Origin of the sequence: Pontibacter akesuensis (assembly GCF_001611675.1) — a bacterium.
Taxonomy (GTDB): Bacteria; Bacteroidota; Bacteroidia; order Cytophagales; family Hymenobacteraceae; genus Pontibacter; species Pontibacter akesuensis.
In genome coordinates, this window is sequence record NZ_CP014766.1 from 3,451,456 (window position 1) to 3,476,915 (window position 25,460).

At 52.1% G+C, this 25,460-nt stretch carries 24 protein-coding genes; 11 read left to right on the top strand and 13 right to left on the bottom strand.

Translation table 11 applies throughout. The features are described 5' to 3' along the window. Positions 1 to 104: 104 nt before the first annotated feature. Positions 105 to 1,700: a peptide chain release factor 3 gene (locus tag A0W33_RS14615; protein WP_068838872.1), complete on the bottom strand. Its 1,596-nt coding sequence runs from the start codon at positions 1,698 to 1,700 to the stop codon at positions 105 to 107. A 421-nt stretch (positions 1,701 to 2,121) separates the two neighbouring features. On the opposite strand from A0W33_RS14615, the gene A0W33_RS14620 reads away from it, so the two are divergent. Further along, a complete protein-coding gene (locus A0W33_RS14620) occupies positions 2,122 to 3,144 on the top strand; it encodes a hypothetical protein (protein WP_139237221.1) in 1,023 nt (340 codons plus the stop codon). 157 nt (positions 3,145 to 3,301) lie between these two features. Here the strand turns inward: A0W33_RS14620 and A0W33_RS14625 are convergent, their stop codons facing one another. From A0W33_RS14625 to A0W33_RS14635, 3 genes are all read right to left on the bottom strand, one after another. Continuing rightward, positions 3,302 to 4,153 carry a DNA-methyltransferase gene (locus A0W33_RS14625; protein ID WP_068838874.1) on the bottom strand — a complete coding sequence of 284 codons (852 nt, stop codon included), beginning with the start codon at positions 4,151 to 4,153 and terminating at the stop codon, positions 3,302 to 3,304. A 219-nt stretch (positions 4,154 to 4,372) separates the two neighbouring features. After that, positions 4,373 to 5,875 carry a hypothetical protein gene (locus A0W33_RS14630; RefSeq protein WP_068838875.1) on the bottom strand — a complete coding sequence of 501 codons (1,503 nt, stop codon included), beginning with the start codon at positions 5,873 to 5,875 and terminating at the stop codon, positions 4,373 to 4,375. Positions 5,876 to 6,226: 351 nt separating this feature from the next. Further along, positions 6,227 to 6,946 carry a DUF4397 domain-containing protein gene (locus A0W33_RS14635; protein ID WP_068838876.1) on the bottom strand — a complete coding sequence of 240 codons (720 nt, stop codon included), beginning with the start codon at positions 6,944 to 6,946 and terminating at the stop codon, positions 6,227 to 6,229. Between the two features lie 241 nt (positions 6,947 to 7,187). On the opposite strand from A0W33_RS14635, the gene nudC reads away from it, so the two are divergent. Then, positions 7,188 to 8,132, top strand: a complete 945-nt coding sequence (nudC, locus tag A0W33_RS14640; protein ID WP_068838877.1) for an NAD(+) diphosphatase — start codon at positions 7,188 to 7,190, stop codon at positions 8,130 to 8,132. 101 nt (positions 8,133 to 8,233) lie between these two features. On the opposite strand, the gene A0W33_RS14645 is transcribed toward nudC, so the two are convergent. From A0W33_RS14645 to A0W33_RS14670, 6 genes are all read right to left on the bottom strand, one after another. Beyond that, on the bottom strand, positions 8,234 to 8,644 hold the full coding sequence (locus A0W33_RS14645) for a c-type cytochrome (RefSeq protein WP_068838878.1): 411 nt from the start codon (positions 8,642 to 8,644) through the stop codon (positions 8,234 to 8,236). Further along, positions 8,631 to 9,317 (bottom strand): SCO family protein, encoded by a 687-nt coding sequence (locus tag A0W33_RS14650; RefSeq protein WP_229802303.1) that lies wholly within the window; start codon positions 9,315 to 9,317, stop codon positions 8,631 to 8,633. The genes A0W33_RS14645 and A0W33_RS14650 overlap by 14 nt, the downstream gene beginning before the upstream one ends. Next, the gene (locus A0W33_RS14655; RefSeq protein WP_068838880.1) at positions 9,301 to 9,738 is read right to left on the bottom strand and encodes a hypothetical protein; all 438 of its coding nucleotides are present in this window, start codon (positions 9,736 to 9,738) and stop codon (positions 9,301 to 9,303) included. The genes A0W33_RS14650 and A0W33_RS14655 overlap by 17 nt, the downstream gene beginning before the upstream one ends. A gap of 241 nt (positions 9,739 to 9,979) precedes the next feature. Beyond that, positions 9,980 to 10,411, bottom strand: coding sequence for a GNAT family N-acetyltransferase (locus tag A0W33_RS14660; RefSeq protein WP_068838881.1), 432 nt, complete (start codon positions 10,409 to 10,411; stop codon positions 9,980 to 9,982). Between the two features lie 13 nt (positions 10,412 to 10,424). Beyond that, a complete protein-coding gene (locus A0W33_RS14665) occupies positions 10,425 to 10,940 on the bottom strand; it encodes a hypothetical protein (protein ID WP_068838882.1) in 516 nt (171 codons plus the stop codon). A 212-nt stretch (positions 10,941 to 11,152) separates the two neighbouring features. Further along, positions 11,153 to 11,578 (bottom strand): DUF2267 domain-containing protein, encoded by a 426-nt coding sequence (locus tag A0W33_RS14670; RefSeq protein WP_068838883.1) that lies wholly within the window; start codon positions 11,576 to 11,578, stop codon positions 11,153 to 11,155. Between the two features lie 670 nt (positions 11,579 to 12,248). Here A0W33_RS14670 and A0W33_RS14675 point away from each other — a divergent pair. The 8 genes from A0W33_RS14675 to ppk1 all read left to right on the top strand — a co-directional run bounded on the left by A0W33_RS14675 (position 12,249) and on the right by ppk1 (position 21,050). Then, positions 12,249 to 12,902 (top strand): SIMPL domain-containing protein, encoded by a 654-nt coding sequence (locus tag A0W33_RS14675; protein WP_172798123.1) that lies wholly within the window; start codon positions 12,249 to 12,251, stop codon positions 12,900 to 12,902. 331 nt (positions 12,903 to 13,233) lie between these two features. After that, on the top strand, positions 13,234 to 15,192 hold the full coding sequence (gene gyrB, locus A0W33_RS14680) for a DNA topoisomerase (ATP-hydrolyzing) subunit B (protein WP_068838885.1): 1,959 nt from the start codon (positions 13,234 to 13,236) through the stop codon (positions 15,190 to 15,192). A 369-nt stretch (positions 15,193 to 15,561) separates the two neighbouring features. After that, positions 15,562 to 16,416 (top strand): ABC transporter ATP-binding protein, encoded by an 855-nt coding sequence (locus A0W33_RS14685; RefSeq protein WP_068838886.1) that lies wholly within the window; start codon positions 15,562 to 15,564, stop codon positions 16,414 to 16,416. Further along, positions 16,400 to 17,176, top strand: a complete 777-nt coding sequence (locus A0W33_RS14690; RefSeq protein ID WP_068838887.1) for a hypothetical protein — start codon at positions 16,400 to 16,402, stop codon at positions 17,174 to 17,176. The genes A0W33_RS14685 and A0W33_RS14690 overlap by 17 nt, the downstream gene beginning before the upstream one ends. 13 nt (positions 17,177 to 17,189) lie before the next feature. Next, the gene (locus A0W33_RS14695; RefSeq protein WP_068838888.1) at positions 17,190 to 17,570 is read left to right on the top strand and encodes a GntR family transcriptional regulator; all 381 of its coding nucleotides are present in this window, start codon (positions 17,190 to 17,192) and stop codon (positions 17,568 to 17,570) included. A 6-nt stretch (positions 17,571 to 17,576) separates the two neighbouring features. Further along, positions 17,577 to 18,323, top strand: a complete 747-nt coding sequence (locus tag A0W33_RS14700) for a hypothetical protein (RefSeq protein WP_068838889.1) — start codon at positions 17,577 to 17,579, stop codon at positions 18,321 to 18,323. Positions 18,324 to 18,361: 38 nt separating this feature from the next. Then, on the top strand, positions 18,362 to 18,652 hold the full coding sequence (locus tag A0W33_RS14705; RefSeq protein WP_068838890.1) for a hypothetical protein: 291 nt from the start codon (positions 18,362 to 18,364) through the stop codon (positions 18,650 to 18,652). 271 nt (positions 18,653 to 18,923) lie between these two features. Then, on the top strand, positions 18,924 to 21,050 hold the full coding sequence (ppk1, locus tag A0W33_RS14710) for a polyphosphate kinase 1 (RefSeq protein ID WP_068838891.1): 2,127 nt from the start codon (positions 18,924 to 18,926) through the stop codon (positions 21,048 to 21,050). A gap of 399 nt (positions 21,051 to 21,449) precedes the next feature. On the opposite strand, the gene A0W33_RS14715 is transcribed toward ppk1, so the two are convergent. Then, complete coding sequence (locus A0W33_RS14715; RefSeq protein ID WP_068838892.1) at positions 21,450 to 22,349, bottom strand: Ppx/GppA phosphatase family protein; 900 nt, start codon at positions 22,347 to 22,349, stop codon at positions 21,450 to 21,452. Positions 22,350 to 22,461: 112 nt separating this feature from the next. Further along, the gene (locus tag A0W33_RS14720) at positions 22,462 to 23,814 is read right to left on the bottom strand and encodes a peptidoglycan DD-metalloendopeptidase family protein (protein WP_068840154.1); all 1,353 of its coding nucleotides are present in this window, start codon (positions 23,812 to 23,814) and stop codon (positions 22,462 to 22,464) included. 177 nt (positions 23,815 to 23,991) lie between these two features. Here A0W33_RS14720 and A0W33_RS14725 point away from each other — a divergent pair, with 177 nt between their 5' ends. After that, complete coding sequence (locus A0W33_RS14725) at positions 23,992 to 24,834, top strand: murein L,D-transpeptidase catalytic domain family protein (RefSeq protein ID WP_229802299.1); 843 nt, start codon at positions 23,992 to 23,994, stop codon at positions 24,832 to 24,834. Here A0W33_RS14725 and A0W33_RS14730 read toward each other — a convergent pair. Further along, entirely contained in the window at positions 24,831 to 25,388 is a 558-nt protein-coding gene (locus A0W33_RS14730) for a thioredoxin family protein (RefSeq protein WP_068838893.1), read from the bottom strand. The genes A0W33_RS14725 and A0W33_RS14730 overlap by 4 nt on opposite strands. Positions 25,389 to 25,460 lie beyond the last annotated feature (72 nt).

The following is a 25,460-nucleotide window of genomic DNA, read 5'->3' on the forward strand; positions in this document are numbered from 1 at the left end:
TTGTCACACACCTTGTTTTATTTACGTTCGTAGCGGTGGGTAAAACAAAAGGGCCATACTTGAATGAAGTATGGCCCTTTCTATAAAATGCATTGTTAACTCTTTTACTTCACCGCATCAAACTTAAAGTCGGAGGTGAGGTGGAACTTGATGGCCGGGTAATGCTCCTGCACCGAGCGCAGCGTCCAGGCGGTGTCGGCGAAGAACACGGGGTTTTCATCTTTGTCGTATGCAATCTGGCTGCCTTTTAAAGAGATAAAGCGGCTGAGTATATCTTTGTCGTCTGACGTGATCCAGCAGGCTTTATGGTAGTTGAGCGAGTACAGGTCGCAGGTGGCCCCGTATTCCTGCAGCAGCCGGAACTTGATCACGTCGAACTGCAGTTCGCCCACCGTGCCGATGATTTTGCGGCTGCCCGGTTGCTGCAGAAAAAGCTGCGCCACGCCCTCGTCTGTCAGCTGCCGGATGCCTTTCTCCAGTTGCTTTGTCTTGAAGGGGTCCTTGTTCACCACCTCGCGGAATATCTCGGGCGAAAAGCTAGGAATGCCCTTGTACTGCAGCACCTCGCCCTCGGTCAGCGTATCGCCGATTTTGAAGTAGCCGCTGTCGTAGAGGCCCACCACGTCGCCTGGCCAGGCCTCTTCCAGCAGGCTCTTCTCGTTTGCCATAAAGCTGGTGGGGCTGGAAAAGCGCACCTTCTTATCAAGCCTGGTATGGTAGTACAGTTTGTTGCGTTCAAACTTGCCCGAGCAAATGCGGCAGAAAGCGATGCGGTCGCGGTGGTTGGGATCGAGGTTGGCGTGTATCTTGAAAATGAAGCCGCTGAAGGCATTTTCCTCGGGGCGTACTTCGCGCTGAGAGGCCTCAGTTGGCTGCGGTGCCGGCGCTACCTTCACAAAGGTATCCAGCAGCTCGCCCACCCCGAAATTGTAGATGGCGCTTCCGAAGAACACCGGTGCCAGGTACCCTTCCTGGTACAGCTCCAGGTTAAAATCCTCGTAATACTCCTCCAGAAAAGCCACATCCTCCCGTAGCGTCTCGGCTGGTTTTGTGCCGATAAAGTCATCCACCGCACTGTCGGTAATGTCGCCCACGGCAACTATGTTTTCTGAGCGCTTGGTTTTGTTCGGCGTGAAGAGGCGGAGTTCCTTATCATAGATATTGTACACGCCCTTAAACGTGCTGCCAATGCCGATGGGCCAGCTCAGGGGGCGCACGTGGATGTTCAGCTCTCTTTCCAGTTCGTCCAGCAACTCGTAGGGGTCACGGCCTTCGCGGTCCATTTTGTTGATGAAAACGATAACGGGCGTGTTGCGCATGCGGCATACTTCCATCAGCCGGCGCGTTTGCTCTTCCACACCTTTCACGCAGTCCACCACCAGAATCACACTATCCACGGCGGAGAGGGTACGGTAAGTGTCTTCGGCAAAATCCTTGTGGCCGGGTGTGTCGAGGATGTTCACTTTGTGGCCGGCATACTCAAAGCCCATCACCGAAGTAGCCACCGAAATACCACGCTGTTTCTCTATCTCCAGGAAGTCGGAGGTGGCGGCCTTAGTAATTTTATTGCTTTTCACGGCTCCGGCCGTGTTGATGGCTCCCCCGAACAAGAGTAGTTTCTCGGTAAGGGTTGTCTTGCCCGCATCGGGGTGGCTGATAATGGCAAAAGTGCGCCTGCGCAGAATTTCTTCCGGTATCATAGTATAAAAGTATTCGCTGACCTCAACAGCCAGTTAAATTCAAGTATAGGAAAATGCCCGTTGCCTCGGCCCTGTCTCGAAAAGGAGGCGTTATTTCAGGGGGAGTGGGAGTGTTTTGGCTGTGATGCAGCACAAAACCTAGTAAAGGTACTACATAGTAGAGTAGGGTGCAAAAAAGGCTCGTTGTGTTGAAATTCTCAAAGCCGCTTGATGTTAAAGCACCTTGTATTTACTTATAGAGTGCAGTAAGTATAAAGCAGTTTTCAGGACCACAGCAAATGGAGCCAGCGTGCTTATAAAATTCACGAAACAGAAAACTCATTTTTCTGAAATTAACCAGTCAAAGTATAACTTCCGGGGCAACAAATTGAGAATTAGTAAGTATATAAATTATACTTTGTTTATAATAATTAGGATATTCATGAAAGTAACTATACTAATTGCGGCTATACTTTGGGCTGCAGGGGCCGCCTATGCTCAGGGTAATGAAGCCTCTATCGAAGTGCACGGGAGCGGAAATGAGGTGACCATTACCCAATCCGGTAGAGATAACAGAGCGTCCTTTGTTCAGGTGGAAAGTGCCCTGCCGGCAGGCTACGTGGATAACCAGGCAATGATTAGGCAGGCAGGCATTGAAAATACAGCGCTTCAGAGCCAGGGAGGTTACGCTGTAAGTAACCGACTTGTAGTTGATCAGCAGGGGAACAGGAATGCCGCCACACAGCAGCAAGCTGCTACTACGAACAGCAGTTTCTACATCGCCCAGGCTGGAGATGATAACGCAGCAACCCAGGCAGTGTATGAATTTGTCACCAACTCTAATACTTTTATTGTCGAGCAGAGTGGAGCGGGAAACGTAGCGGCGCAAAGTGCGAATACTTCCGGTAACAGGAGCGAAGTTTACCAAACAGGAAACAAAAATACTGCTGAGCAACAGCAACGGTATTTAGGAGGAAATAATGTGGCTGTTATTGAGCAGTTGGGAAGTAACAACATGGCTACTCAGTGGCAGGTGGCTTCTTCTCAGAGCGCCTATGTAAATCAGGCAGGAAATAATAATATAGCCATACAAGACCAGGGACGGTTTGGCGGCAATGATGCCAGCATAATGCAGTTGGGCTCAGGTAACAGCCACTCGCAGACACAGGGGGTATTCGGCAATGTAGCCACTGCCCAGGTAGCAGGTCATAACAACCGGGGCATTCAGCGCCAGACGGGAGAGCGTAACCGGTCAAGTCTTTTGCAGAGTGGAGACAGCAACAGTGCTGAAGTAACTCAGCAACCATACACGAGCCTGTTTGATGGGAACAACTTTAGCCTGGTTGCGCAGGAGGGAATCAGCAACAGCACCGTTGTTTTGCAGCGAGGATCGGATCATCAGAGCACAGTGCAGCAGTTAGGAAGCAACAACACAGCAAACGTCAGCCAATCGTCTGTCAGGTAAAGGTTGCCGGAGAATTTAGTTGACTGCCGCAGAAAATATACAGCAGAGGCCCAGCCATACTTGTTCGCTGGGCCTCTGCTGTACTTTTTGATGCCTTTGCAGGAGCAAACGCATGGTTTATACTTTCCTCAGCAGCTGTTAAAAATGGTCGAATAGCTTATTTAGAAAAAAGCGGAAGAGTAGATTCTGTAGCTGGCTTCTTCTGGAGCGTTTCCTTGATGCGGGCCTCGCACACTTTGATATAGTCCGTCGCCTGCACTTTGTGTAGCAGCACGTCCTCGTTCTTCTCTATCCCGATAAAGCTCCTGTCTTCCTGCACGGCTGCAACCAGAAAACTACCGCTTCCGCAGGCATTGTCCAGCACCACATCACCGGGTTTGGTAAAGGTTCGGATGAGGTAGCGCCCAAGCTCCACGGGCTTTTGCGTGGGGTGCACCACCGGCCCTTCCGCCTCAGCGGTCTTCACGTACACGTAATCGTCGGCTTCCTGCTCTTCCACAAACAGAATATCGTTCGGGTAGCGCTCGCCGCTGCTTTTCACATGGCTGGGCTTAAAGTCGCCGTAGCTGCCGGTGAACTGATCTTTGCGCACCCCTTTGTCGTAAGGCTCGCCGGGTGTCATTTGGGGGTTGTATACCGGCTGCTTTTTATAGAACACACAGATGTCCTCATGTTTCCTGAGAGGCTGCTTTTTGGCGTTTAGAAAATTAGTGGGCTTTGATTTGATCCAGACAATCTTATACTTGAACAGCTTCTCCCTGCTCATGATCAGCCTGGCCGTGAACACACCTTGTGAGGTGAGTACAATGGCTCCGTTGTCTTTGATGATGCGCTCGTACTGAGCCCACAGCGCCTCCAGGTCTATCACCGAGTCCCATTTATTCTGAGTGGTGCCGTAGGGCAGATCGCACAGCACCATGTCGATGCTTTTGGCAGGGAAATCCTGCATCACATCCAGGCAATCGCCTTGTATAACGCGGTTCCGATAGGCTTCTAGTCCACTTTTCATCTGTTTTCTCTAACTCCTTTTATACCTTGTAGATCTTTAGGGGCTCATTTAAGATTCCGCTGCAAGATGAATTCAATGCAGCCATACTTGCACAAGCTAACTTCTGCATAAGCTCTAAAGTTAGGCCATTCTGCAGAAAGATACCCGCTGGCGTACGCACTTTCTGCAATAAATTAGCAGACTGGTACTCAACTTAACAGGGTTTAAATAGAGCCGCAGCTATACTTTAACGGCTATACTTCGAAGACGCGTGATTGCGTGCAGCTCCTTGTTCTGCACTTCGTAGTTGTCTTGCCGGAAACAGAAGGAGCTGCCGTCTGCGCGGGTGCGCTTGGTGCCGGCCGCATAAAATCTACCGCGTGTGGCAAGTTCCTGCTTCGGAATCCAGCCACAGAGCTCTAGTATGTTTGCCGTGGCATGGTAGCTGCAAAACACAAGCAGGTCGGCCCGGTGCCCTTCCTGCAGCATGTAGAAGTTATTGACGTATTCCGGCTTCACGAAGCTTTTGCGCTCCATGGTTTTCACATCTATCCGGTGGTTGCGAAACAGAATATCAAATCCGCCGTCAAAGCCGTCAGTTTTCTTGTCGAGGTCCGGCAGGTTGCCGTGCAGGTACGCGTGCGTTAACAACTCACCGAGCAGTCCCACCTGCTGCTTCCGCTTGTCCCCGTCCTCCACCCCCCGGTTACCAAGGTTATGGCACTTGAGGTATTCCTCGATTTTAAGGAGCAGTTTCTCAGGTACCGCTATCCTGACAGCCTCAGCCGTTCCGTTTATTGCATGTTTGTAAAGCACGTCTTTCAGCAGACTGATGGTATCGCTGAAAGCTTCAGGGGCTGCTGCTTGGGGGAGCGTGAAGTTTACTTTTGTCTTGGTAGCCAAAGAACCCGAGTGGCCCTGAAGTAATTCTATCACGCCTTCTGTAGTACCGGGAGCGGTTGGGTAATACAGCACGAGAAGAGGAACGTCTTCCCCCAGCATGGTGCTAAGGTATTCTTTCAAGATAGCAAGCCGGTTGTACTTTCTGCCGTCTGGCTGGGGGTAGTAGTTCGCAAGGCACTGGGCTTGGATAGGCGTTGCCAAAGAGTGTTTCTTGAATTCCAGCAGCGCCTTGGGCTGATTGGCTTCATCCAGGAGCACGAGGTCCACATCGCCGGGGTACAGCGTGTCAGTTCCGGCCAGGAAGCACTCGAGGTTGGAGGTGCCAAAGCCAAGGCCTTTATTCCCCAGCCTCACAGAGCCGCCGGAATGTGCTTTGATCAGCTGCCGAAAGGCCTCTAAGTGTATTACAGCGGGGTTCAGCGAGAGACTACGGGCACTGATTCCCGTAACATCAACTAAAAGAATTTCACTTTTCTGATTCTGCCAATCAAAGTCATCGCGGAAAATGACCAGCTGCAGCTGAAGCTCAAATGCAGCGGCAAAAGCCAACACCCGGTCGAGGTAAGCTGCATCGAACTCCCGGCGTACGTTAGCCTCCAGGTTGCAACTGAACTGCTGGTAAGTAGCGGGCGGAAGCAGCGTTCGCTTGATCCAGATAGCCGGACTAACGTGCGGGGAATTACTGCTCCAGTTGATAAAAAAGTCGAAGGTGATGCCGTAGAGGCCGTGGGGGTGCAGCGCCTCATTCGATAGCCATACTTCCGGGCCACCGCAGGTTGGGTGCGCCTTCGGTAAAATGGTTCTGTCACCACATTTCGCTAAGTATGGTTTGTGCAGCATAAGTTGTTGCGTTTTGCGTACAACAGAGTCTACTAAAGTCAGCAAGGCTTAGTGTTACTTTACTTGCTCTCAACTATTTGCCTTGCATACGGATGCCTGTTTTTTAGTTTGCAAAAACCCTCTAAGTGTGCTCAGTCGTCACTTTTTAAAGGAAAAGTATGTCATTAGGAGAGGCAACCCCCGGTGTAGCAGGTTAAGGGGAAAGTGTGACTTTAAAGCACTTCAAAACAGGTAGAAACAGAAAAGCGCTGCAAACATCACCGTCAGAAAGAGCTTCTGTCCGATAATGTCTGCAGCGCTTCAGCAAGTGAACGTGGCGTTACAGATAATCTTCTACAGCACGTGCCCTGGCTATAGGTTACGGATTAACTGGGCGTGCAAGGTATTGGCGTTTCCGGAGGGTGGAGTTTTGAACCCACGGATGATCAGGGTGTAGTTGGCACCCGCAGCGAAGGTGGCATTAGTTACCGTTACCAGTGTCTCCCCGGTATCGGCTGACTTTATCTCCAGGTTATACTTGCTAGCATCCACAGGCATGAAGGAAGTGATCTCCTTAAACGCCAGGTCGGAGGTCAGCACATTGCCAGCCGTTCCCGTGGTTGTAATGTCAAGGGGAGCGGCGTCCGGAGAGAGGTGCACCACGCGTATACCCGCTTTGCCAGCGGCAAGCTGCGGTATCACGTCCTGCACCGCAAGGAGCTCCAGATCGTCAAGCTTGTTGATGGCAAACACAGAATAGGCCTTTCCGTCTTCAAATGTAAGGGTGGAGTCTACAAAAGCGTCAGCCGCGTTCACGGATGTAAACTTAATGCCGTAGCTGTCCGGTTTAAAAGGCAGGTAACCTGTGTAACTGGTGTACTTGAAAGGCTGCCGGTTCAGTAACTGGTTATCGATGTAGATGTCGAAGTCAGGGGCATCCGGGGAACCATGATAGAGTGAAAAATATGTTGTCGGCGTTGGTTCAGGCGTTTCCACGTCGTTGTCGAGGCACCCAGTCAGCGAAAATGAAATAACACTGAAAAGCAACAGAGTAACTTTGCCTGCAAATGATTTACTGAAAAGGCTGTGCATAAAAGAACTGAAAATAGAATGTTGTTGAATAGATGATTCGTAGCTGTCAAAAAGCGGGCACACGCTACAGGCAAGACCCGCAAGTGAGTCACCGGGTTGCAAGGTACGCGTTGTGGCGCAAATTTAAATTGGCGTAGAAAGATTCTTCCGGAAGCATGCTATACTTCCTACCTTTACCTGTTGCAGCCTGAGCGCTGCTTTTTGATGGTATGCCATACTTGTTTGGCGCAAATTAGATACGATGAATTACTTTTCACACAATCCCCTGAACCGCTTTGCAGAGATAAGGGCAGATGCTAGCCAAATAGCGCAACTGTGGGAGAATAACCGGGCGCGTGTGCTGGTGGTGCTGGATAACCTGAGCCTGCTCACCGCCGATGCAAAAGCCACAGCCATGCTTCCACGTGCTGCAGCAGCGGACTTGCTGCAGGCAGCGGTGGTGCGGGTATACCTGGGGTCGGAGGGGGAGGTGCCCTACTTTGCCCTTGGCTTTGCGAAGGAGCAGGAAAATGAAATAGCTGCATATCTTCCGAGTGGCCATGCCTGGCACGACCTGCGGCAGGTAGCACTGCAGCTTCCGAAGGAGCAGGGCGCGCTGCTGGCTTATGCGCGCGGCATGGTGCACTGGCACCTGCACCACCGCTATTGCGCCAACTGCGCCAGCCCCACCACCAGCGAGCAGGCGGGGCATGTGCGTTACTGTACTAACCCCGCCTGCAAACGGCATCACTTCCCGCGCACCGACACGGCTGTGATCGTGCTGATTTCAGAGGGCGATACGTGTTTGCTGGGGCGCCAGCAAGTATGGCCAGAGGGTCTATATGCGGTGGTGGCCGGTTTCCTGGAGCCGGGCGAGACGCTGGAGCAGGCGGTTGCCCGCGAGGCCATGGAGGAGACGGGCGTAACGCTGCAGCGCATTAGCTACCACTCCTCACAGCCCTGGCCTTTCCCGGGCTCCATCATGGTGGGCTTTGAGGCCCTTGCCGCTAACCGCACCATACAGGTAGACCACGTGGAAATGGAAGATGCGCGCTGGTTTACGCGGGACGAGATCGTAGCCGGTCTGCAGGACAACACCCTGCGCATGCCGCCCCAATTCTCCATTGCCTTCCGCCTCATCCGGGATTGGTTCAACGCTGCGGGCAAGTATAAACTGGAGGATCTGGTAGCGGCGGCATCTGCATAAAAAGAAACACAGTGCTATGGCATGCTGGCGTATAAAGTATAAATGCCCTGATTGCTGATCTGCCTACAGAGCATTTATACTTTATACTTGTTACGTACGTGCTAGTGCTGCACAGGGCAATCGCTTAGTAACTGCTCCACCTCCTCAAAAGTGTAGCGCTTGTTGTTGTTACCGTAATTGGTTTGGATGTAGTTGAGCAGGTTCGTGATCTGGTCCTCCCGCAAATCCACACCGGGCATTTCCTTGTTGTATTCTTTCCCGTTCACTACCATGGGGCCTGCTATGCCATGGCGGATAAGGCAGGGCAGCTGGTCGCGGTGGTTTTCGAGGTAATCAGCCTTGGCGATGGGCGGGATCAGGCCACGAAGGCCACTGCCATCCTCCAGGTGGCAGCTCTGGCACTGCTGCACGTAAAGGCGCTTGCCCTCATCCTGCTTTTCGGTGAAGCACTGAGTCAGGGTAGTCAGGGCAAAGGCCCCCAGGGCCAGCGCCGTCAGCCTATTTTTTCTCATTCTTTTTCTCGTTCAGCAGCACCTTGATATCCGCTATCAACCTGTCCACATCTTCGGCTTCGGTGCCGTTATAATTGCCCCGGATGTGGCGGTCGCCATCCACAAGTATAAAGTCGCCTCCGTGCGTAAACCCTCCTTCGGCGCCTGCGTCCTGCTGGGCGGCCACCAGGTATTGCGAAGCGATGTCGTAAATGCTGTCACGCTCGCCGGTTACCAGGTGCCATTTCTCTGTTTCGATGCCCAACCGGTCCGCATAGTCGCGGAGTACGGCTACTGTGTCATGCTGAGGGTCGATGGAGTGGGAGAGGAGCACCACCTGCGGGTTGTCTTTGTAGGTTTCGTACACGCGCAGCATCTGGCTCTTCATTTTAGGGCAGATGCTCGGGCAGGAGGTGAAGAAGAAATCCGACACATAAATCTTACCGGCCACCGTTTCCTCGGTTACCCGTTGGCTGTCCTGGTTGATGAAGGCGAAGGCAGGCACCTGGTGGTAAATAGTGTCGGTTACCGTCTGGCCGTTTACCGTACGCTCCACGGCTTCGCGCTCCCCGTAAATAGGAAGCGTTTTGTTTTCGGCAGCGCCACTGCCGCAGCTGTAAAACATGGAGGAGACCAGCGCCATCGCAGCGACGCCAAGGCCATGCCTTAAGCTAAACTTATTTCGGTTGTTCATACTTCTGGGCGGTTATATGGGCAGCCTGTATGGTGCTGTCCATTAGTGTTTGTACGCGTTCAATCTTAACCAGCTCCTGCTGCAGGTAGGTCATAGCCTCGGTGTGCTGCAGCGAGTCCGGCGCTTCGTACTGGCGCATCCACTGCATCATCTCCTCATCAGCTTTGTTCAGCGAATTGATTTCTTGCTGCAGCACCAGCAGGTCGGTGCTATCGGCCTGTTGCGTCTGCAGCGTATCGTGCAGCGAGCGCAGCTGGCGGCGGAGCTTAATAATGTCTCCCATCTTCTCCATAGCTGTATCGTGGATGGCCAGTACCTGTGTTTCCAGCGTGGCCTTCACATCGGCAGTCTCTGTCGCATCGGTGTTACAGGCAAACAGCAGCGCAAGGGGCAAGTATAAAAGCAGGAGATATTTTTTCATGGGTCACTTCTGATATAAAAGGATTTGCAGGGCAAAAAAGTTTAGTTTCCCTGTGGCAAAGCCGCGCACCTGTACCTTAAAGTTACCGGTACTTGCTTTATATCACGGGGCTTCTGTCGCGGAATAGCGGCCATGGCAAAACTCCTGCAAAGGTATGGCTACCCACTGGCAAGAACAAGTATAAACACCAGCTGTTTCGGTGCGAAGGGAGTATGGCAATTTAACGTGCCGCTACAGCAAACTATACCCGGCGGTCGTACACTTTCTGCTCCTTTGTTTGAGTGAACCCGATCTTCTGATAGAACTGGTGCGTTTCGAGGCGCAGCGTGTTTGTCCTGACCCTGACATTGCGCACGTTATGCGTTTGCGCCCATGCAATTGCATTCTGAACCAATAGCTTTCCGGTTCCTGCGCCTCTGATGTTCGCGTCTACTACCAGCCCTCCAATCTCCACAAAAGCAGCGGACTCCAGGCGCGTGGCGTAAAAAGCGTGCACCCATCCAACGACAAGATCATCGGAAACAGCAACGAACACAGCATCCGTTTTGCTGTCGGCAAGCACTTTGAGCCGTGCCGCCGTCTCAGACACGGTGGCTTCGTAGCCCAACTGCTTTGAGAGGCTGCAGATAGCGTTTGCGTCTATTGGGGCGGCGTTTCGTACCGTAATGTTCATGATTCTTGACAGATTACAGGTTGTCCTCCACTTGCAGGCCCAGCACGTTAGCCAATGCCTTTGCCACCTTCATGGCCTCTTTTTTACTTTCTGTATGGATCACGTAGTCAGGGGTGGCTTCTGCAGAAAAAAGCGCAATACTGTAAACGGTGATGGTGCGCCGCATGGTGGGGGAAATACCGTTTGGGATGTTCTGCGTGGTAGAAGTTGCGGCAGAGAGGCGAAGCTTTTTTAAGTCCGGCAGCGTTTTCCATTCTCCTGATTTGTAGCCTAGGATGGAAATGAATTCCCGGATGCTGCGCCGCTTTCTGTTTATTTGGATGCCGTAATACGTGAAACGCAGGGAAAGCCCCAGTAGCAACGCCACACCACTGATCACCATAGTCCTAACCTCGGCGCCCTCCTGCTCTAAAAACAGCGGACTAAGCCACACAAATACACCGATAGCCACAAATAGGAACCAAAAGTTGCTGGCGCCCCCAAAGACGTACCGGGTCCTTCGCTCGTATCGGTTTTTGGGGCTCTTCATGGCTGGTGCTGCTTGGTTTGTTTAAATGCTTCGTCTACTTACGCAATACGGTGGAGCTGGACAAGTACCTCCCCAAACTATCATGGCAGGAACTGAAAATTTAATGAATAATGATAAGCAGGTGCTTAACGAGGGGCTGTGTTTTCAATGCTTTTCTAAAAATAAAAGGTCTGACCGTAGCCAGACCTCGTAAATTATTTTCTTTCCCATACTTATGCGGGTACGGTAATATCAGAGTGTAGCGCCTGGGCTACCTGCTGGTACTGGCCCTCTGAAAGATGATCCCTTAGAAAGCTCATCACATCCTGAAAGGCGTAGAAGGCGTGATCCAGAGTGGGGAAGTCGGCTTCCTCGGCACCCGAATCCTTACTGCGGATATACTCCAGCCACTCGTCCTCGTGCCGGATGCGCACAGGCTCGTGCATAGTGAAACCATCGAAATAAATCCCTTTCCAGATAATGGGCATCTGTGCCGCCAGGTGAATGGCTTCGGCGTGCTGAATGCGGTCTCGGATGGCGTGGAGCACCGCCCTGAATATACGCGCAGCCTTTTGCTCGTCTTCTATCCCCAGGTAGGTGCACACCTTGTGCAGCCAGGTCTTGGAGTCTTTCAAATAATTCTCAAAATTCATTGCCATAGCTTGTCTTCATTTAAGGTGGAACATATACTATAAGCAACGATGAGATGGGACGAGGGTTTACCGCTTTGCCAAGTAGGAAGGAGGAAGAGGGAAAGGAGGTACTAGTACGGAATCAGATTGGCGGTCTTGCGTAATCTAGCCCCCTGGCTCCTTCTGGTCTAAGGAGGGGAGTTTTACCCCTCCCCAGCCCTCCCCTAAAAACAGGGGAGGGAGTTTGGCTGAAGCTCCGTCAGCCGTGGCTATCTGACTGATTCCAGTCCTTGGGTGGGGGTAGGGGCCCTCGAAAAGAGCGCCTTTGGAGTTTTTCGGTCCCGCTGGAGGCGGGATTGCAAAGCGAAGTGAGCAAAGAAAAGCTCCCAGCGCGATGCCCAAGGACGAGGCCCCGCTCACATAGGCCCCCTACCCCAGCCGTGAGCGCTCCAAAGGTAGAAGTGAAGCAATAGGTATTCGGGAGCTGGAGGGTCAGCAGCAGCCTGAAAGGATAGCTTGATTCAAGTTACAGAATGCTGTGGCTATGCAAGTATGGCTGCAGCAGTCGACGGCACAAGCGGACGCTTGCGCCACTACCACACAAGAACCACTAGAAACCTGCTTAAACTGCCGCTGCTCCTGCAGAGCTGGCATACTTTTAGATATACAGCTATTATATATTCAAAACCTCAAAACTATGAAAAGAGCACATCAGGGACTTTGGGCTGCACTATTCGCAGTAAGCCTATTAAGCAGTTGCAGCGTGGAAAAAGAGCAGCAGGAGGACGATTACCTGCAGGTAATTGGTGAAGCGGAGATGCCGATGGATGAAGCCGGCTACCGGCTTAACCTGTCCTACAACGGCCCGATGCACATCCGGCATAAGTTTGCCGCCTGGGCTGACTCCCTGGCAAAGGAACTGCCAGGTATGGCCCTCATCAACGAGAGTGTTTACATGAACTACATGCCGGAGGAAATCGGAAAGCAGAAGCTGCGGCCGGACATGTTCCAGACCAGTGTTTCTTACAATGTGACGGTGCCGGACAGCGCCACGTACGGCCGCATTGTGCGGGACGCGCTGGCTCACCAGTTTCCGTTTAACCTGAACGTGAGCGGCACCTTTGTGGAGGAGGCCAAACGGGGGCAGTTGCAGCAGGAACTCATGGCCCAGGCACTGGAAAACGCAAAGGCAAAGCTGAACAGTTTAAGTGGGGGAGCAGGTGCTTACAAAATCGTAGGCATAGAGGAGCTCGATAGTAACCAACCGTACGGCCCCGAATATTACGATTTCAACCGCAAGATGGTCTCCAGGGTAAAAGTGAAGGCGAGGCTGAACGCTGAGGAGGATTAAACTTGTATTACAGTTTCGATTGCAGCGAGCCGCAACCAATGCGGCTTTTTGCATTTGATGCCCTGCCTGCAGTACACCGGTGCGGCGCTGGTGCTGCTGTCCGTGAAGGTGATGATCCTGAGGAAAGCTTTTTTGTATTTTTTGTAGCTGTTAATTAGCGATTTAGGCACTATCGGGCGTGTTATTTTGTTCAAATATAGTAGCTTATACTTACCCCATGCAGGCCCCGCCAAAACCACCCGTTGGATGCGTGCGACACAGGCCTCAAAAGTATAGCTTAAATTAAATTAAAGTGGTAACTTTACCTATTCAATATAGCCCATAACACGCAATGAGTGACGTAAAAGAAGTAGCAAAAGCTAACGATTATTCAGCAAATAGCATTCAGGTACTGGAAGGTCTCGAAGCGGTTCGTAAGCGCCCAGCCATGTACATTGGCGATATCGGTATAAAGGGCCTGCACCACCTGGTGTGGGAAGTAGTGGATAACTCCATTGACGAAGCCCTTGCCGGCCATTGCGACGAGATATCGGTTACCATTAACACAGATAATTCCATCACCGTGTCTGACAACGGCCGCGGTATTCCTACAGATTTTCACACCAAAGAAGGCCGCTCTGCCCTGGAGGTGGTAATGACGGTGCTGCACGCCGGTGGTAAGTTTGATAAAGACACCTACAAAGTATCGGGTGGATTGCACGGTGTGGGGGTGTCCTGCGTGAACGCCCTTTCCACGGACCTGCACGTAACGGTACACCGCAACGGCAAAGTATACGAGCAGCATTATAACATCGGCGTTCCGGCTTTCCCGGTGCGTGAGATCGGCGAAACCGACAGGACAGGTACTACGGTTCGTTTTCAGCCGGATGCCTCTATCTTCACTACCACCGAGTATAAGTACGACACCATCGCCAGCCGCCTGCGCGAGCTGTCGTTCCTGAACAAGGGCATCCGCATTAACCTGCAGGACCTGCGCGAGATGAACGATGACGGACAGCCACTTTCGGTTTCCTTCCTGTCAGAAGGTGGTTTGAAGGAGTTTGTGGCTTACCTGGATGAAACCCGCGAGACACTGATTCCCGAGCCAATCCACGTGGAGAGCGAGAAAAACGGCGTGCCAGTGGAGATCGCGTTGCAATACAACACATCATATACCGAGAATATTTTCTCGTATGTAAACAACATCAACACCATTGAGGGTGGTACGCACGTGGCTGGTTTCCGCCGCGCCCTTACCCGTACCCTGAAAGCCTACGCTGATAAGTCAGGTATGCTGGACAAGGTGAAGATTGACATTGCCGGCGATGACTTCCGCGAAGGATTGACTGCCGTAATCTCTGTGAAAGTGCAGGAGCCGCAGTTCGAGGGCCAGACCAAGACAAAGCTAGGTAACTCTGAGGTATCCGGTGCCGTGGATACGGCCGTTGGCGAGATGCTGAACACTTACCTGGAGGAGCATCCGAAGGAAGCCCGCATTATTGTGCAGAAAGTTATACTTGCCGCACAGGCTCGTTTTGCCGCGCGCAAAGCGCGTGAGATGGTGCAGCGTAAGAGCGTACTATCCAGCACCAGCTTGCCTGGTAAACTGGCCGACTGCTCTGACAGCAACCCTGAGAACTGCGAGATATACCTGGTGGAGGGTGACTCAGCCGGTGGATCTGCCAAGCAGGGGCGCGATCGTAAGTTCCAGGCTATCCTGCCGCTTCGTGGTAAGATTTTGAACGTGGAAAAGGCGCAGGAGCACCGCATCTACGAGAACGAGGAAATCAAGAATATGATTACCGCGCTTGGTGTAAGCTTCGGTACGCCGGAGGATGACAAGGCGCTGAACATGATCAAGCTGCGTTACCACAAGGTAATCATTATGACGGATGCGGACGTCGACGGTTCTCACATCCGTACCCTGATCCTGACCTTCTTCTTCCGCTACATGAAAGAGCTGATCGAGAAAGGCTACGTATACATTGCCCTGCCGCCGCTTTACCTCGTGAAGAAAGGCAAGGAGGAACGCTACTGCTGGACCGAGCAGGACCGTGTGGATGCTATACAGGAGCTAGGCAAAGGCAAGGAAGACAGCGTTGGCGTGCAGCGTTACAAAGGTCTTGGCGAGATGAACCCGGAGCAGCTCTGGAGCACCACCATGGACCCGAACACCCGCAGCCTGAAGCGCGTGGACATTGAGTCAGCCGCCGAGGCCGACCACCTGTTCTCGATGCTGATGGGCGATGAGGTAGGCCCGCGCCGCGACTTTATCGAGCGCAACGCCAAGTATGCACGTGTAGACGTATAACATTTGCAGCATAGAATTACCAAAGAAGGCCAGCTAGTGTAGCTGGCCTTTTTAATTGGTGCCTGCTTAATCGTTTTGCCGCAGTTCAGGCAACACAACTCCCTCGCCTCTTGGGGAGAGGGTTGAGGCGAGGGGGTTACGCATACTTCAGCAGCACCCTTATGCTTCATTTATACATGCTGAAGCCTGTAACTACTTCTCTGGCACAAACAGTTATCCCTAATTATGAAGAAAGGTTTTTGTGCCCTGTGTTACACAAAGTTACATTCGATAGCTATGAAAATATATTTCTAGAATATATAGGAAATGTCGGAGCAGTATTTACCTTTGTAGTGTACTATGTAACTAATACACTAGCCAAGTGAGGGTATGATACAAATCGACAATCTTAGTTTTGGGTATCCAGGAAAAAAGACGCTGTTCCAGAACCTACAGCTCTCGCTTCACAAAGGGCACATTTACGGCTTGCTGGGCAAGAATGGCGCCGGTAAGTCCACGCTGCTGAAGAACATGGTGGGCCTGGGTTTCCCGACCGAGGGGAGATGCCTGGTAAACGGGCAGAATGCCTCGAGTAGAACCGTTGAGCTCCTGCAGGACCTGTACTTCCTGCCGGAGGAGATTTACCTGCCTTCCCAAACCTTGGCGAAATACGCCCGGACAACTGCCTGCTTCTATCCTAGGTTCAGCGATACAGACTTTAACCATTACCTGGGCGAGTTTGGTGTTTCGCGCGAGGAAGTGCTGCCGGAGATGTCTTTTGGGCAACAGAAAAAGGCTTTGATTGCCTTTGCCCTGGCCACCAATACAAGTCTTTTGGTGATGGACGAGCCAACCAACGGCCTGGACATCCCCTCTAAAGTGCAGTTCCGCCGCATTATTGCCTCGGCGCTTACCGAAGACCGTTGCATGATCATCTCAACGCACCAGGTGCGCGACCTGGACAGCCTGATTGATACGCTGGTGGTGCTCCACAACCAGGAGATTGTGCTGAACCAGGAGCTGGAAGCCATCGCTGATAAGCTCACATTTACGACGCTTTCTTCCACTCAGGGAATGGATGTGCTCTACGCCGAGAATTCAGTGAAAGGCAAGCACGTGATTATGCCCAATACAGCCGGCACTTACAGCAGGGTAGACATGGAGCTGCTCTTCAATGCGATCATCAATGGTGATAAATCTATACTAACATTCCTGAACAGACCTGTATATGCAAAACAAGTTTAGCTTTCGCCGCTTCAGCATGTTGTTTCAGAAGCATACTTCTGAATACCTCTCTGGCTACCTGATGGCGGTGGTGGTGTTGCTGGGCGTGCTGATTTTGTTCCTGGGCGGTGCTGCCTATCTAGATAGTGCGCCTTTGTCAGAGAACCTGCAGGCGCTTGTGTTTGCCCTCTTGTTCTTTGGGTTCGGTTTTATATTTACGAGTGGCGTGTTTGCCAGCCTTGGCGATAAGAACAAAGCTATCTCATTTCTTACCTTGCCCGCTTCGCACTTCGAGAAGTACCTGGTCGGGTGGATCTATTCCTTCCTGTTTTTCTCGCTGGTGTACGTGGCCTGCTTTTACCTGGTGGCTGCCGTCGTGCTTCGTATGGATACGAACCCGGGGCAGGAGTCAGACCTGCTCGACATGTTCACGGGGGATAGAAGGATGTACATGTCCTTTGTGTTTTATGCGCTGCTGCACGGGCTGGCCATTTTTGGAAGCGCCTTTTTCAAAAAAGGGCATTTCATCAAATCAGCCTTTGCCTTTGTTGTCATCATGCTCCTCATCATTTTACTTAATGAGCAGGTGATGCAGCTGGTATGGAGCCGCGATTTGAAGGGGGCTGTGCCGTTTAGCGACATCACCTTCCTGGAGAACCAGGAACTAATGCGAATCGCACCTCCTGAGGGGCTGCAGAGTCTCGCATATGGCATACCTGTGGTGTTGGCAGTACTTTTCTGGGCGGCGGCTTACAGCCTGCTGAAAGAGAAGCAAGTTTAAAAGAAAGAAACGTATGGAGTTTAGAAGCAACGAGGCTATTTACTTGCAGATAGCAGCCTATGTCAGCGAGAATATCCTGCTGGGTAAATGGGCGCCCGAAGATAAAATACCGTCGGTGCGGGAGCTGGCTGTGGAGTTGGAGGTAAACCCCAATACAGTAATGCGCACCTACGAATTCCTGCAAAACCAGGAAGTGATCTACAACAAGCGGGGCATCGGATTTTTTGTGGCGCCCACAGGCCCGAAGAAGATTATCGCTTACCGCAAAGAGACTTTCCTGCAGCAGGACCTGCCCGAATTCTTCCGCAATATTTTTCTGCTGGAGATTGGCCTGGAGGAGATCCAGGAGAAGTATGAGCAATTTGTATCCACAAACTACGAACTGAAAAACTAAGCCACCATGAAAGCGAGTAGCAAATTTGTACTGACAGCGGTGCTGTTTTTTGTCGCCACCGCAGTGGCCTACAACACTGTGCTCACGGCCGAGTACAGAAAAGGAGAATACAAAGATCCCTACCTGAACTACAGCGACCTGAACCTGAAGGGCTTCACCGATGTTGCCATTAGCGGCGCCCATAACATGCGCTTTAAGGTGATACAGGGCGAACACAAGGTGTATGTGCACAAGAACGCCGCAGCGTATGTGCAGGTAAAGCAGGATGGCAATCGTTTAATAGTGCGTACAGTGTTGCCGGAGAAGGTAAATTACCAGAGTAACATATACCAAGTGGTGATTGCTGTGCCTGAGCTGAAAAGTCTGCAAACGGACGCTGCCTATACGTCCAACGGCGAAGAGGTGATAATCGATAATGCTATGGAGCTTTTTACAGGGTACAGCGGCGTAAGCGTGGTATTAGAAGACCTGGAGGTAGACAGCCTGAGCCTAACACAGGACCACGGCAGCAAAGTTACCCTGAAGAACAACAGGATCAATGCGTTGCATGCTACTGTTGGCATGAAAAGTAACAGCTACTCCATACTTGAGCTCTACAGCAGCAACAAAATAGCGAATGCTGACTTGCAGATCCAAAACAGAAGCGAGCTGGTGATGCAGGATCTGCGCATTCCGAACCTGAACTACACCTTCTCAGAGCGTGCGAAGGCCACGATGACGGGCGCTTCTTTGGCCTCTGTTTTAAAGAAATAACTATTACAAATACAGCCTGCCTGGTACAACTTAAGATTATGAAAAAAAGCACAAAAATGCTCGGATTGGCGGTTCTCCCGCTATTGGTTGCAGGTATGGTTTTCCAGGCCGTACTTCCTCCGACCACAGCGGGAGTGCCCTCAACAGGAAGCGAGCTGCAAGCGGGAGAGGGGCAGTTGGCGGCTTTCTGGCACGAAACGGTGAAGCAGCTCACCGTGGTGGTGGCCCTGCCACAGTACCAGTTTCTGGAAGAAGAGGAGCAGGCTTCGGAAGACACGCCGCTGGTGTCTACTTCCGGATTGCTGCAACTATTGGAGATGGTTTTGTAAGCAGTGGTTTAAGTAAAAAGAGCTGCCGACGCAGTTTCATTGGTCATCTATCAAGTATAACCACACCAGCGTATTACGCGCGGGGGATGCGGCAGGTAACACGGCTGCATCCCCCGCTGCCGTTTAGAAGCTCCCGAAAATCAAGCCGTAAATAAATTTTAAGCGTAATATGAAGGAATAGCTATACTTTCTCCTTAAATTATGGGTTTAGAAGTATAGCCGGCGTCGGCACATCTCCTGTGCCTTTTTGCCCCTGATAATACACGAAAACATGCTGATTAATAAGGTTTCTGACCAGATAAAGAGAAGTAAGTATATTAGCCGCGACCTTAGCTGGATGCGCTTTAATTACCGGGTACTGGACCAGGCCCGCGATACGAACAAATGCCTTTTCGACCGCCTCAAGTTCCTGGCTATCACCTCATCCAACCTCGATGAGTTCTTCATGATCCGGGTGGGCAGTTTGTACAACTACATCGATTACGGCAAAGAGCGCCTCGACTACTCGGGGCTGCGCGAGCTGCCGTTCCGAAAGAAGCTGCTCGATTACGCGCACCGCTTCGTCAATGACCAGTACCTCACGTTCAACAACGAGCTGAAGCCGCTTTTCGCCGCCAACGGCTGTGACATTCTGAAGCCAGCCGAACTGACCGAGATAGAGCAGAAAAAGGTGGATTCGTATTTTAAGAACACCATCTACCCGATGCTCACACCCATGGTGTTCGACAATTACCATGGCTTCCCGCTGCTGATGAACCAGCTGCTGACCTTCGGTGTGGTAACGCGCACCACCGACGAGGGAAAGCCGCAGGATCGCGTGACCTTTGTGCAGATTCCGCAGAACCTAACCCGTTTCTACGAGATCAACCGCAAGGACAAGATCATTTTCGTGCCGATTGAGGACATCGTGCGCTGGAAGATCAAAAAACTGTTCCGCAACGTGGAGATTGTGTCGGTGAACCTGTTCCGCATTACCCGAAACGGCGATTATACGCTGGAGGAATCAGACGACCTGGAGGCGGATTTTGTGCAGGAGATAAAATCGAAGCTGAAGACGCGCAAGAAGGGGCGCGTGGTGCGCCTGGAGGTGGAGCGGAACCCGTCGCAGTTTATGATGCGCATTCTGAAGGAGCGCTGGACAATTGACAATGCGAACGTGTTCACCATCAACAGCCTGATCGACCTGCGCAGCTTGTGGCAGATCATCAACCACCGCCACTTCAGGGACAGGGGCTTTAAGCAGCCTTCTTCTATCCCACCGCGAAGCCTGCCCAACGACGGCGTGGATCTTTTTGAGTACCTGAAGGAGCACGACGTACTGCTGCATCACCCTTACAACAGCATGGAGCCGGTGGTGAATTTGCTGGAGCGTGCCGCCGAAGACCCGTCTGTGCTGGGCATCAAGCAAACCATCTACCGCCTAGCGGACCAGAGCCGGGTGACGGCAGCCTTACTAAAGGCAGCCGAGAACGGCAAGCACGTGTCGGTGCTGTTTGAGGTGAAGGCGCGCTTTGACGAGGAGCGGAACATAAAGGAGGGGGAGCGTTTGGAGAAAGCCGGATGTTTTGTGATTTATGGCATCAGCAAGTATAAAACGCACACCAAAATGCTGATGATCATCCGGAAGGAAGGGGAGAAGGTGACGCGCTATGTGCACATCGGCAGCGGTAACTATAACGAGTCCACCGCCCGCCTCTATACCGACGTGAGCCTGCTGACTACGAATGAAATTTATGCCCACGACGTATCGGAGTTCTTTAACGTAATTACCGGCCACTCGCGCCCCAACGATTACAAGTACCTGATGACCTCGCCCAAGAATATGCGCAACCAGCTGATTGAGCTGATCCGGCATGAGGCGCGTAACGCAAAGAAAGGACTGAAAAGCGGCATTGTGATCAAAATAAACTCGCTGGAAGACAGGGAGGTGATCGATGAGTTCTACAAAGCTTCGAAAGCAGGTGTGCCGATCAAGCTGATCGTGCGCGGCATCTGCTGCCTGCGTCCGGGGCGGGAGGATCTGAGCGAGAACATCACTGTGAAAAGCATTGTGGGGGAATACCTGGAGCACGCGCGCCTGTACTACTTCCATAACAACGGGGCGCCCAAAGTATACAGCGGCAGCGCCGACTGCATGGTGCGCAGCTTCGACCGCCGCATAGAGGCCCTCTTCCTGATCACGAACGAGGAGCTTAAAAACGAGGCTATCCGTATTCTGCACTACAACCTGGAGGACAATCAGAACTCTTACACTATGCGCGAAGACGGCACCTACATCAAGCGCCGTAACAGCGCCAACGAAGTGGCCGTGGACCTGCACAAGCTATTCTACAGCAAGAACAGCGTTGTAGAGGAAGTGGTAGAGTTGTTTCAAAGTCCGAAGGAGATCCATCAATAAAAAAGGCCGGAGCAGTTTCAACTGCTCCGGCCTTTTTTTAACCGCTCTGGGAAGTATAATAGCCAAATATAAGGGCAGCCTTGAATGGTATTTAATCTCATTGAGATAATCCGACACCCCTCATGGTACTGTCGTCGAGATGACAAGTGGGGGAATGCATCCAATTTTGGCTCAAGTGCCAAAGTATAGCCTGCTTATAATTCGCTGGCTGCTGCATTTGCCCCTGTAGGGCAGTGTAGTCAGAAACTCCACTTTCACGCTACGTCACGAATCTAAAAATTCGCGGCAGATATTAAATTGTAATTAGAGGCTTTTGCTGCAAGTATGGCGAATTGCCTTACAAATGAAAAGCCCTTTGGAAGAGGCAGGTTGAATGTAGCGAGTTATACTTGGCAGTCTTTAGCTGATCGTTGTAATAACGAAACGTTCGGGGTGATGCTGCTCGTACAGAGCGTGCAGCATGCCGTCTTTCAGGCCCACGTTTGGCACGATCATACTTTCCAGCTTCGCCCACTTCATGGCAGAGAGGTAGATCTCAGCGGCCGGCACAATTACGTCGGCGCGATCTGGGTTGAGTAGCAGGTCGGTGATGCGCTCGTGCATGCTCATGTTGTTCAGGCGGGCAGCTACTTCCTCTATCTGCTTTCGATAAATGGGTTTGCCGGTTATCTTGCCTGCCAGTTCAAAAATTTTGTTGATGTTGCCGCCGGTACCGATGGCCCGCGAGAGGTGGTACTTTTTAGAATTATCCTCGATCCAGCTTTTCATCCTTTCCCAGAGTACCACCGAGTCCTGGCCCTGCATGTGGCGGATAGAGCCCTGTTCAAACGACTGCGACGCCATTTTCTCACGGTTCACATAGATGTTAAACTCGGTGCTGCCACCACCCACGTCGATGTGGAGGTAGTTGCGCTCATCCAAAAAACTGAAAATAACCTTGTTGATCAGGTAAGCCTCCGTTTCGCCGTCGATCACCTGAATGTCGAAACCAGTCTCCCGCCGCACGCACTCCAGAATATCCGGTGCGTTCAGGGCAGAGCGCATGGCAGAAGTAGCGCAGATCATGTAGTGATTTACCTCGTGCACATCGAGTAGCAGCTGGAATGCCTTCAGCAGCTTGACGAACTTGTGTACCTTGCCTTCGCTGATATAGCCGTTGTTGAACACATCCTCCCCAAAACGGATGGGATAACGCACATATTCAACTTTTTTAAAGATTACGTTTCCGTTCTGGTTCAGTACGCTGGAGATCTGGCATCTCACTGCGTTAGACCCAATGTCAATAGCAGCTAACTTCAAATTTTGCAGTGTTTTGTTTCGTGTTAATGTAAATATAGCTAATTAATCAGAATGAGGAAGCAGAAACGGGCAAGGGAATAGCCGCAAGCTGAACACAGAGTGTGCAAATTTTTTAGCGCACGCTCACTTCATCCACGGAATTGATCCACCCCAGCTGTCCCGATGCATCGCGCACGAACGCATAATTGTTGTAGCGCCCAAGTATGGCTATACTTGCTCCGGCGCTTAGCTGTTGCATGGCGGCAGCCGCTGGATGGGCATCCTCCAACAGGTCAGTTGCTGCGGTTAGCTGCTCCTGCCTCACAGGCCTGGTAGCGGGCTCTGTTATGCTGCTCGCAATGTAAGCTTCGGCGCCGGTTGGCAACAGCACCCGGTACCAGTTTGCGGTGCCCCCGGTAACCAGCAGGGGCGTGTGCCGGGGCAGCTCCTGGTACACAGCTGATTTTGTACTTGGCTGCAGCCGCACATTCCCGCTCTTTGCTGCTACCCGAACCCAGTTGCCTAGCAGCGCAGTATCCAGTTGTACTGGCTGCAGTTTAGAGGCTGATTGGTGCACGTAGGGGTAGGGGTTTGTGGCGCCCTGGCCATAACGGTAAATGCCGAAGTGCAGGTGCGGTCCTGTTCCTTTGGCGTTACCCGTATTGCCGATCAGGCCGATGGTGTCACCCGCCTGCACGCGTTGCCCCGTCTGCACGAGTTGGCTGTCGAGGTGCGCATAGTATAAGCTCTGCCGGCGGGCAGGGTCTGTAAGCCAGATAACCTTACCGCCACGCGGGGTGGTGCTAACACGGCTGACGACACCGGCGGTGGCGGCAATGGCCGGTGCCCCGCGCCTGGCGAAAACATCAATACCCTCGTGCCGTCTCACCCCGGCATCGCGCGGGTCGCCCCAGATGCTGGCGATGTTCCGGCTGCTCTTATCGGCCACCGGGAAAGCGAGCGTGGGCTCAGATTGAATGGTGAGGGTATACTGGCCGCTGCGCAGCAGCTCCGGCTGCACCCGAAGGATATGCTGCTGGTCATTTCTTACTTCGTAAGATAGGGTAGCTGTGCTGGAGTCGGCGGCTGCGACATGGGTGGCGTTCCCACCACCGGCCTCAAACAGATCCAGGAACACATCCAGTTGCTCCCGCGCCTTTAGCTCCAGGTTCACGATCAGGCGCTGCCCCCGCTGCCCCTCAATCCTGTACCCGAGGGCCCGGGGCTTGTCTGCGGCAAAATAACCCGTTTCTTTGAAGGGCAGGGTTACCGTGATGGAATCCTGCAGCGCCTCCTGGGCTTCCTGCAGCCACTGCTGCCCCAGGGCGGTTTCGTGCAGCTTGGCATCTCTAAGTTTAGCCGCATACTTTTCGTGGGGCGTCTGGTTTTTGAACACACCGCGTAGCGTCTGCTCTTTGCCGCAACCGGCAAGTATAAGCAGTGGCAAAATGTAAATTATGTAGTTGATGAAGTTGCTTCGTCGCATTCCCATAGAATTGTGCTGCAAGTATACTATGGCTTGTATAACAGTTAATTACTTAAAATGATGCCTTTTGTTCTTAATTTATACTTCAACTGTCAGCGGATAGAGGCAATTGAGGCAGTTGTATTAAACGAAGGTGGCCGCGGCACGTAAACAGAAGGGAATCAAAGGGACAGTAAGATGAGAAAGCCAAAATGGAGAAGTATGCGCCGTAAATTAAGCCGCAGCCTGTTGCCGTTGTTCGCACCGCTCGTGCTTACGCCGCTGGCAACACCTGCCAACACAGGCGCATCGATGCCTGCTCCGAGCAATAGTCAGCTCAAAAAGAAGATGGCCACTATTAAACTCCTGAAGTTTAACCAGGTAGCATATAACCTGTATGCGCACATGAAGCTGCAGGATAGCGGGATGAACTTTGAGGTGTTTGACAAAGCGCTAACGGGCTACTACAACATGAAACGAAACGGTGAGATAGCTGATAAGCCCTACATCACCATAGTAGACTTTACCAAATCATCTAACACCAAAAGGCTGTGGGTGGTGGATGTGGAGAAGAAAGAGCTTCTTTATAATACCTACGTATCGCATGGGCGAAACTCGGGGCAGGAGTTTGCCGAGACTTTCTCGAACGAGAACAAATCGTTTATGAGCAGCATCGGCTTCTACGTAACTGAGAACACCTACTATGGCAAGCACGGCCTGTCGCTGAAGCTGGAGGGATTGGATAAAGGCTTTAATACCAACGCCAAAGACCGCAGCATTGTAATGCATGGGGCCGAGTATGCCACCGAAGAATTTATAGCGCAGGCAGGTCGTTTGGGCCGAAGCCTCGGTTGCCCGGCCATTCCGATGGAGGACCATGAGGAGATTATCGGGAAAGTTAAGGGCGGTACAGCCATGTACGTGCACGCGGCTTATGACGAATACACATCCCAGTACCTCGACCACATGACGGCCATGGCAGAGCTTGTGAATGAGAATAACGAAAACAAGAAGGACGTACTCCCGGTAAGTCAGGGTTAAAATACACGCCACTTGATGCCGCACCCAATAGCTTGTGCCTGTTGCTCTGGCACGACCTGCCCGGCAAGCAGCGCATCCAAGGCTGCTGCCACGTCTTTGCCCGTGGCTTGTTGGGCGTTGCCTGGCCTGGAGTCGTCGAACTGGCCGTGGTAGGCGAGGTTTAGGTTGCCATCATACACGAAAAACTCAGGTGTGCATTCGGCGCCGTACGTACGCGCCACCTGCTGTGTTTGATCGTAGAGGTAGGGGAACGGAAGCTGCACGCGTTGGGCCAGCTCTTTCATCTGCTGCGGTCCGTCCTCCGGGTATTGGTTGACGTCGTTGGAGTTGATAGCCACAAACGTTACCCCCTGCGCTTTGTACTTGTTGGCCAGTTGCACCAGTGCCGGCAGTATGTGCTGCACGTAGGGACAGTGGTTGCAGATAAACATAAGCACCGTTGCCTGCTGCGAGGCGACATCCCCCAGCGAAACGAGTTTGTCAGAAACAGTATCCAGAAGGGCGAAGTTGTGTGCTTTGGTGCCAAGAGCTACCTGTGTTGCTTGCTGTGCCATGGGTTTACGCTGTTAGGAGGTGAATTGCTACGAGACTATCAGTAACTAAGATAAGCTTTTACCGGAAGATAA

Bases quoted from the DNA above. Each gene is read 5' to 3' on its own strand.
- A0W33_RS14700 (WP_068838889.1), top strand. From the start codon at position 17,577: ATGAAAGCGAGTAGCAAATTTGTACTGACAGCGGTGCTGTTTTTTGTC.
- A0W33_RS14695 (WP_068838888.1), top strand. From the start codon at position 17,190: ATGGAGTTTAGAAGCAACGAGGCTATTTACTTGCAGATAGCAGCCTAT.
- A0W33_RS14665 (WP_068838882.1), bottom strand. From the start codon at position 10,940: ATGAAGAGCCCCAAAAACCGATACGAGCGAAGGACCCGGTACGTCTTT.
- A0W33_RS14720 (WP_068840154.1), bottom strand. From the start codon at position 23,814: ATGCGACGAAGCAACTTCATCAACTACATAATTTACATTTTGCCACTG.
- A0W33_RS14690 (WP_068838887.1), top strand. From the start codon at position 16,400: ATGCAAAACAAGTTTAGCTTTCGCCGCTTCAGCATGTTGTTTCAGAAG.
- A0W33_RS14620 (WP_139237221.1), top strand. From the start codon at position 2,122: ATGAAAGTAACTATACTAATTGCGGCTATACTTTGGGCTGCAGGGGCC.
- A0W33_RS14645 (WP_068838878.1), bottom strand. From the start codon at position 8,644: ATGAGAAAAAATAGGCTGACGGCGCTGGCCCTGGGGGCCTTTGCCCTG.
- nudC (WP_068838877.1), top strand. From the start codon at position 7,188: ATGAATTACTTTTCACACAATCCCCTGAACCGCTTTGCAGAGATAAGG.
- A0W33_RS14615 (WP_068838872.1), bottom strand. From the start codon at position 1,700: ATGATACCGGAAGAAATTCTGCGCAGGCGCACTTTTGCCATTATCAGC.
- A0W33_RS14635 (WP_068838876.1), bottom strand. From the start codon at position 6,946: ATGCACAGCCTTTTCAGTAAATCATTTGCAGGCAAAGTTACTCTGTTG.
- A0W33_RS14625 (WP_068838874.1), bottom strand. From the start codon at position 4,153: ATGAAAAGTGGACTAGAAGCCTATCGGAACCGCGTTATACAAGGCGAT.
- A0W33_RS14630 (WP_068838875.1), bottom strand. From the start codon at position 5,875: ATGCTGCACAAACCATACTTAGCGAAATGTGGTGACAGAACCATTTTA.
- A0W33_RS14650 (WP_229802303.1), bottom strand. From the start codon at position 9,317: ATGAACAACCGAAATAAGTTTAGCTTAAGGCATGGCCTTGGCGTCGCT.
- ppk1 (WP_068838891.1), top strand. From the start codon at position 18,924: ATGCTGATTAATAAGGTTTCTGACCAGATAAAGAGAAGTAAGTATATT.
- A0W33_RS14685 (WP_068838886.1), top strand. From the start codon at position 15,562: ATGATACAAATCGACAATCTTAGTTTTGGGTATCCAGGAAAAAAGACG.
- A0W33_RS14655 (WP_068838880.1), bottom strand. From the start codon at position 9,738: ATGAAAAAATATCTCCTGCTTTTATACTTGCCCCTTGCGCTGCTGTTT.
- A0W33_RS14660 (WP_068838881.1), bottom strand. From the start codon at position 10,411: ATGAACATTACGGTACGAAACGCCGCCCCAATAGACGCAAACGCTATC.
- A0W33_RS14670 (WP_068838883.1), bottom strand. From the start codon at position 11,578: ATGGCAATGAATTTTGAGAATTATTTGAAAGACTCCAAGACCTGGCTG.
- gyrB (WP_068838885.1), top strand. From the start codon at position 13,234: ATGAGTGACGTAAAAGAAGTAGCAAAAGCTAACGATTATTCAGCAAAT.
- A0W33_RS14705 (WP_068838890.1), top strand. From the start codon at position 18,362: ATGAAAAAAAGCACAAAAATGCTCGGATTGGCGGTTCTCCCGCTATTG.
- A0W33_RS14725 (WP_229802299.1), top strand. From the start codon at position 23,992: ATGAGAAAGCCAAAATGGAGAAGTATGCGCCGTAAATTAAGCCGCAGC.
- A0W33_RS14675 (WP_172798123.1), top strand. From the start codon at position 12,249: ATGAAAAGAGCACATCAGGGACTTTGGGCTGCACTATTCGCAGTAAGC.
- A0W33_RS14730 (WP_068838893.1), bottom strand. From the start codon at position 25,388: ATGGCACAGCAAGCAACACAGGTAGCTCTTGGCACCAAAGCACACAAC.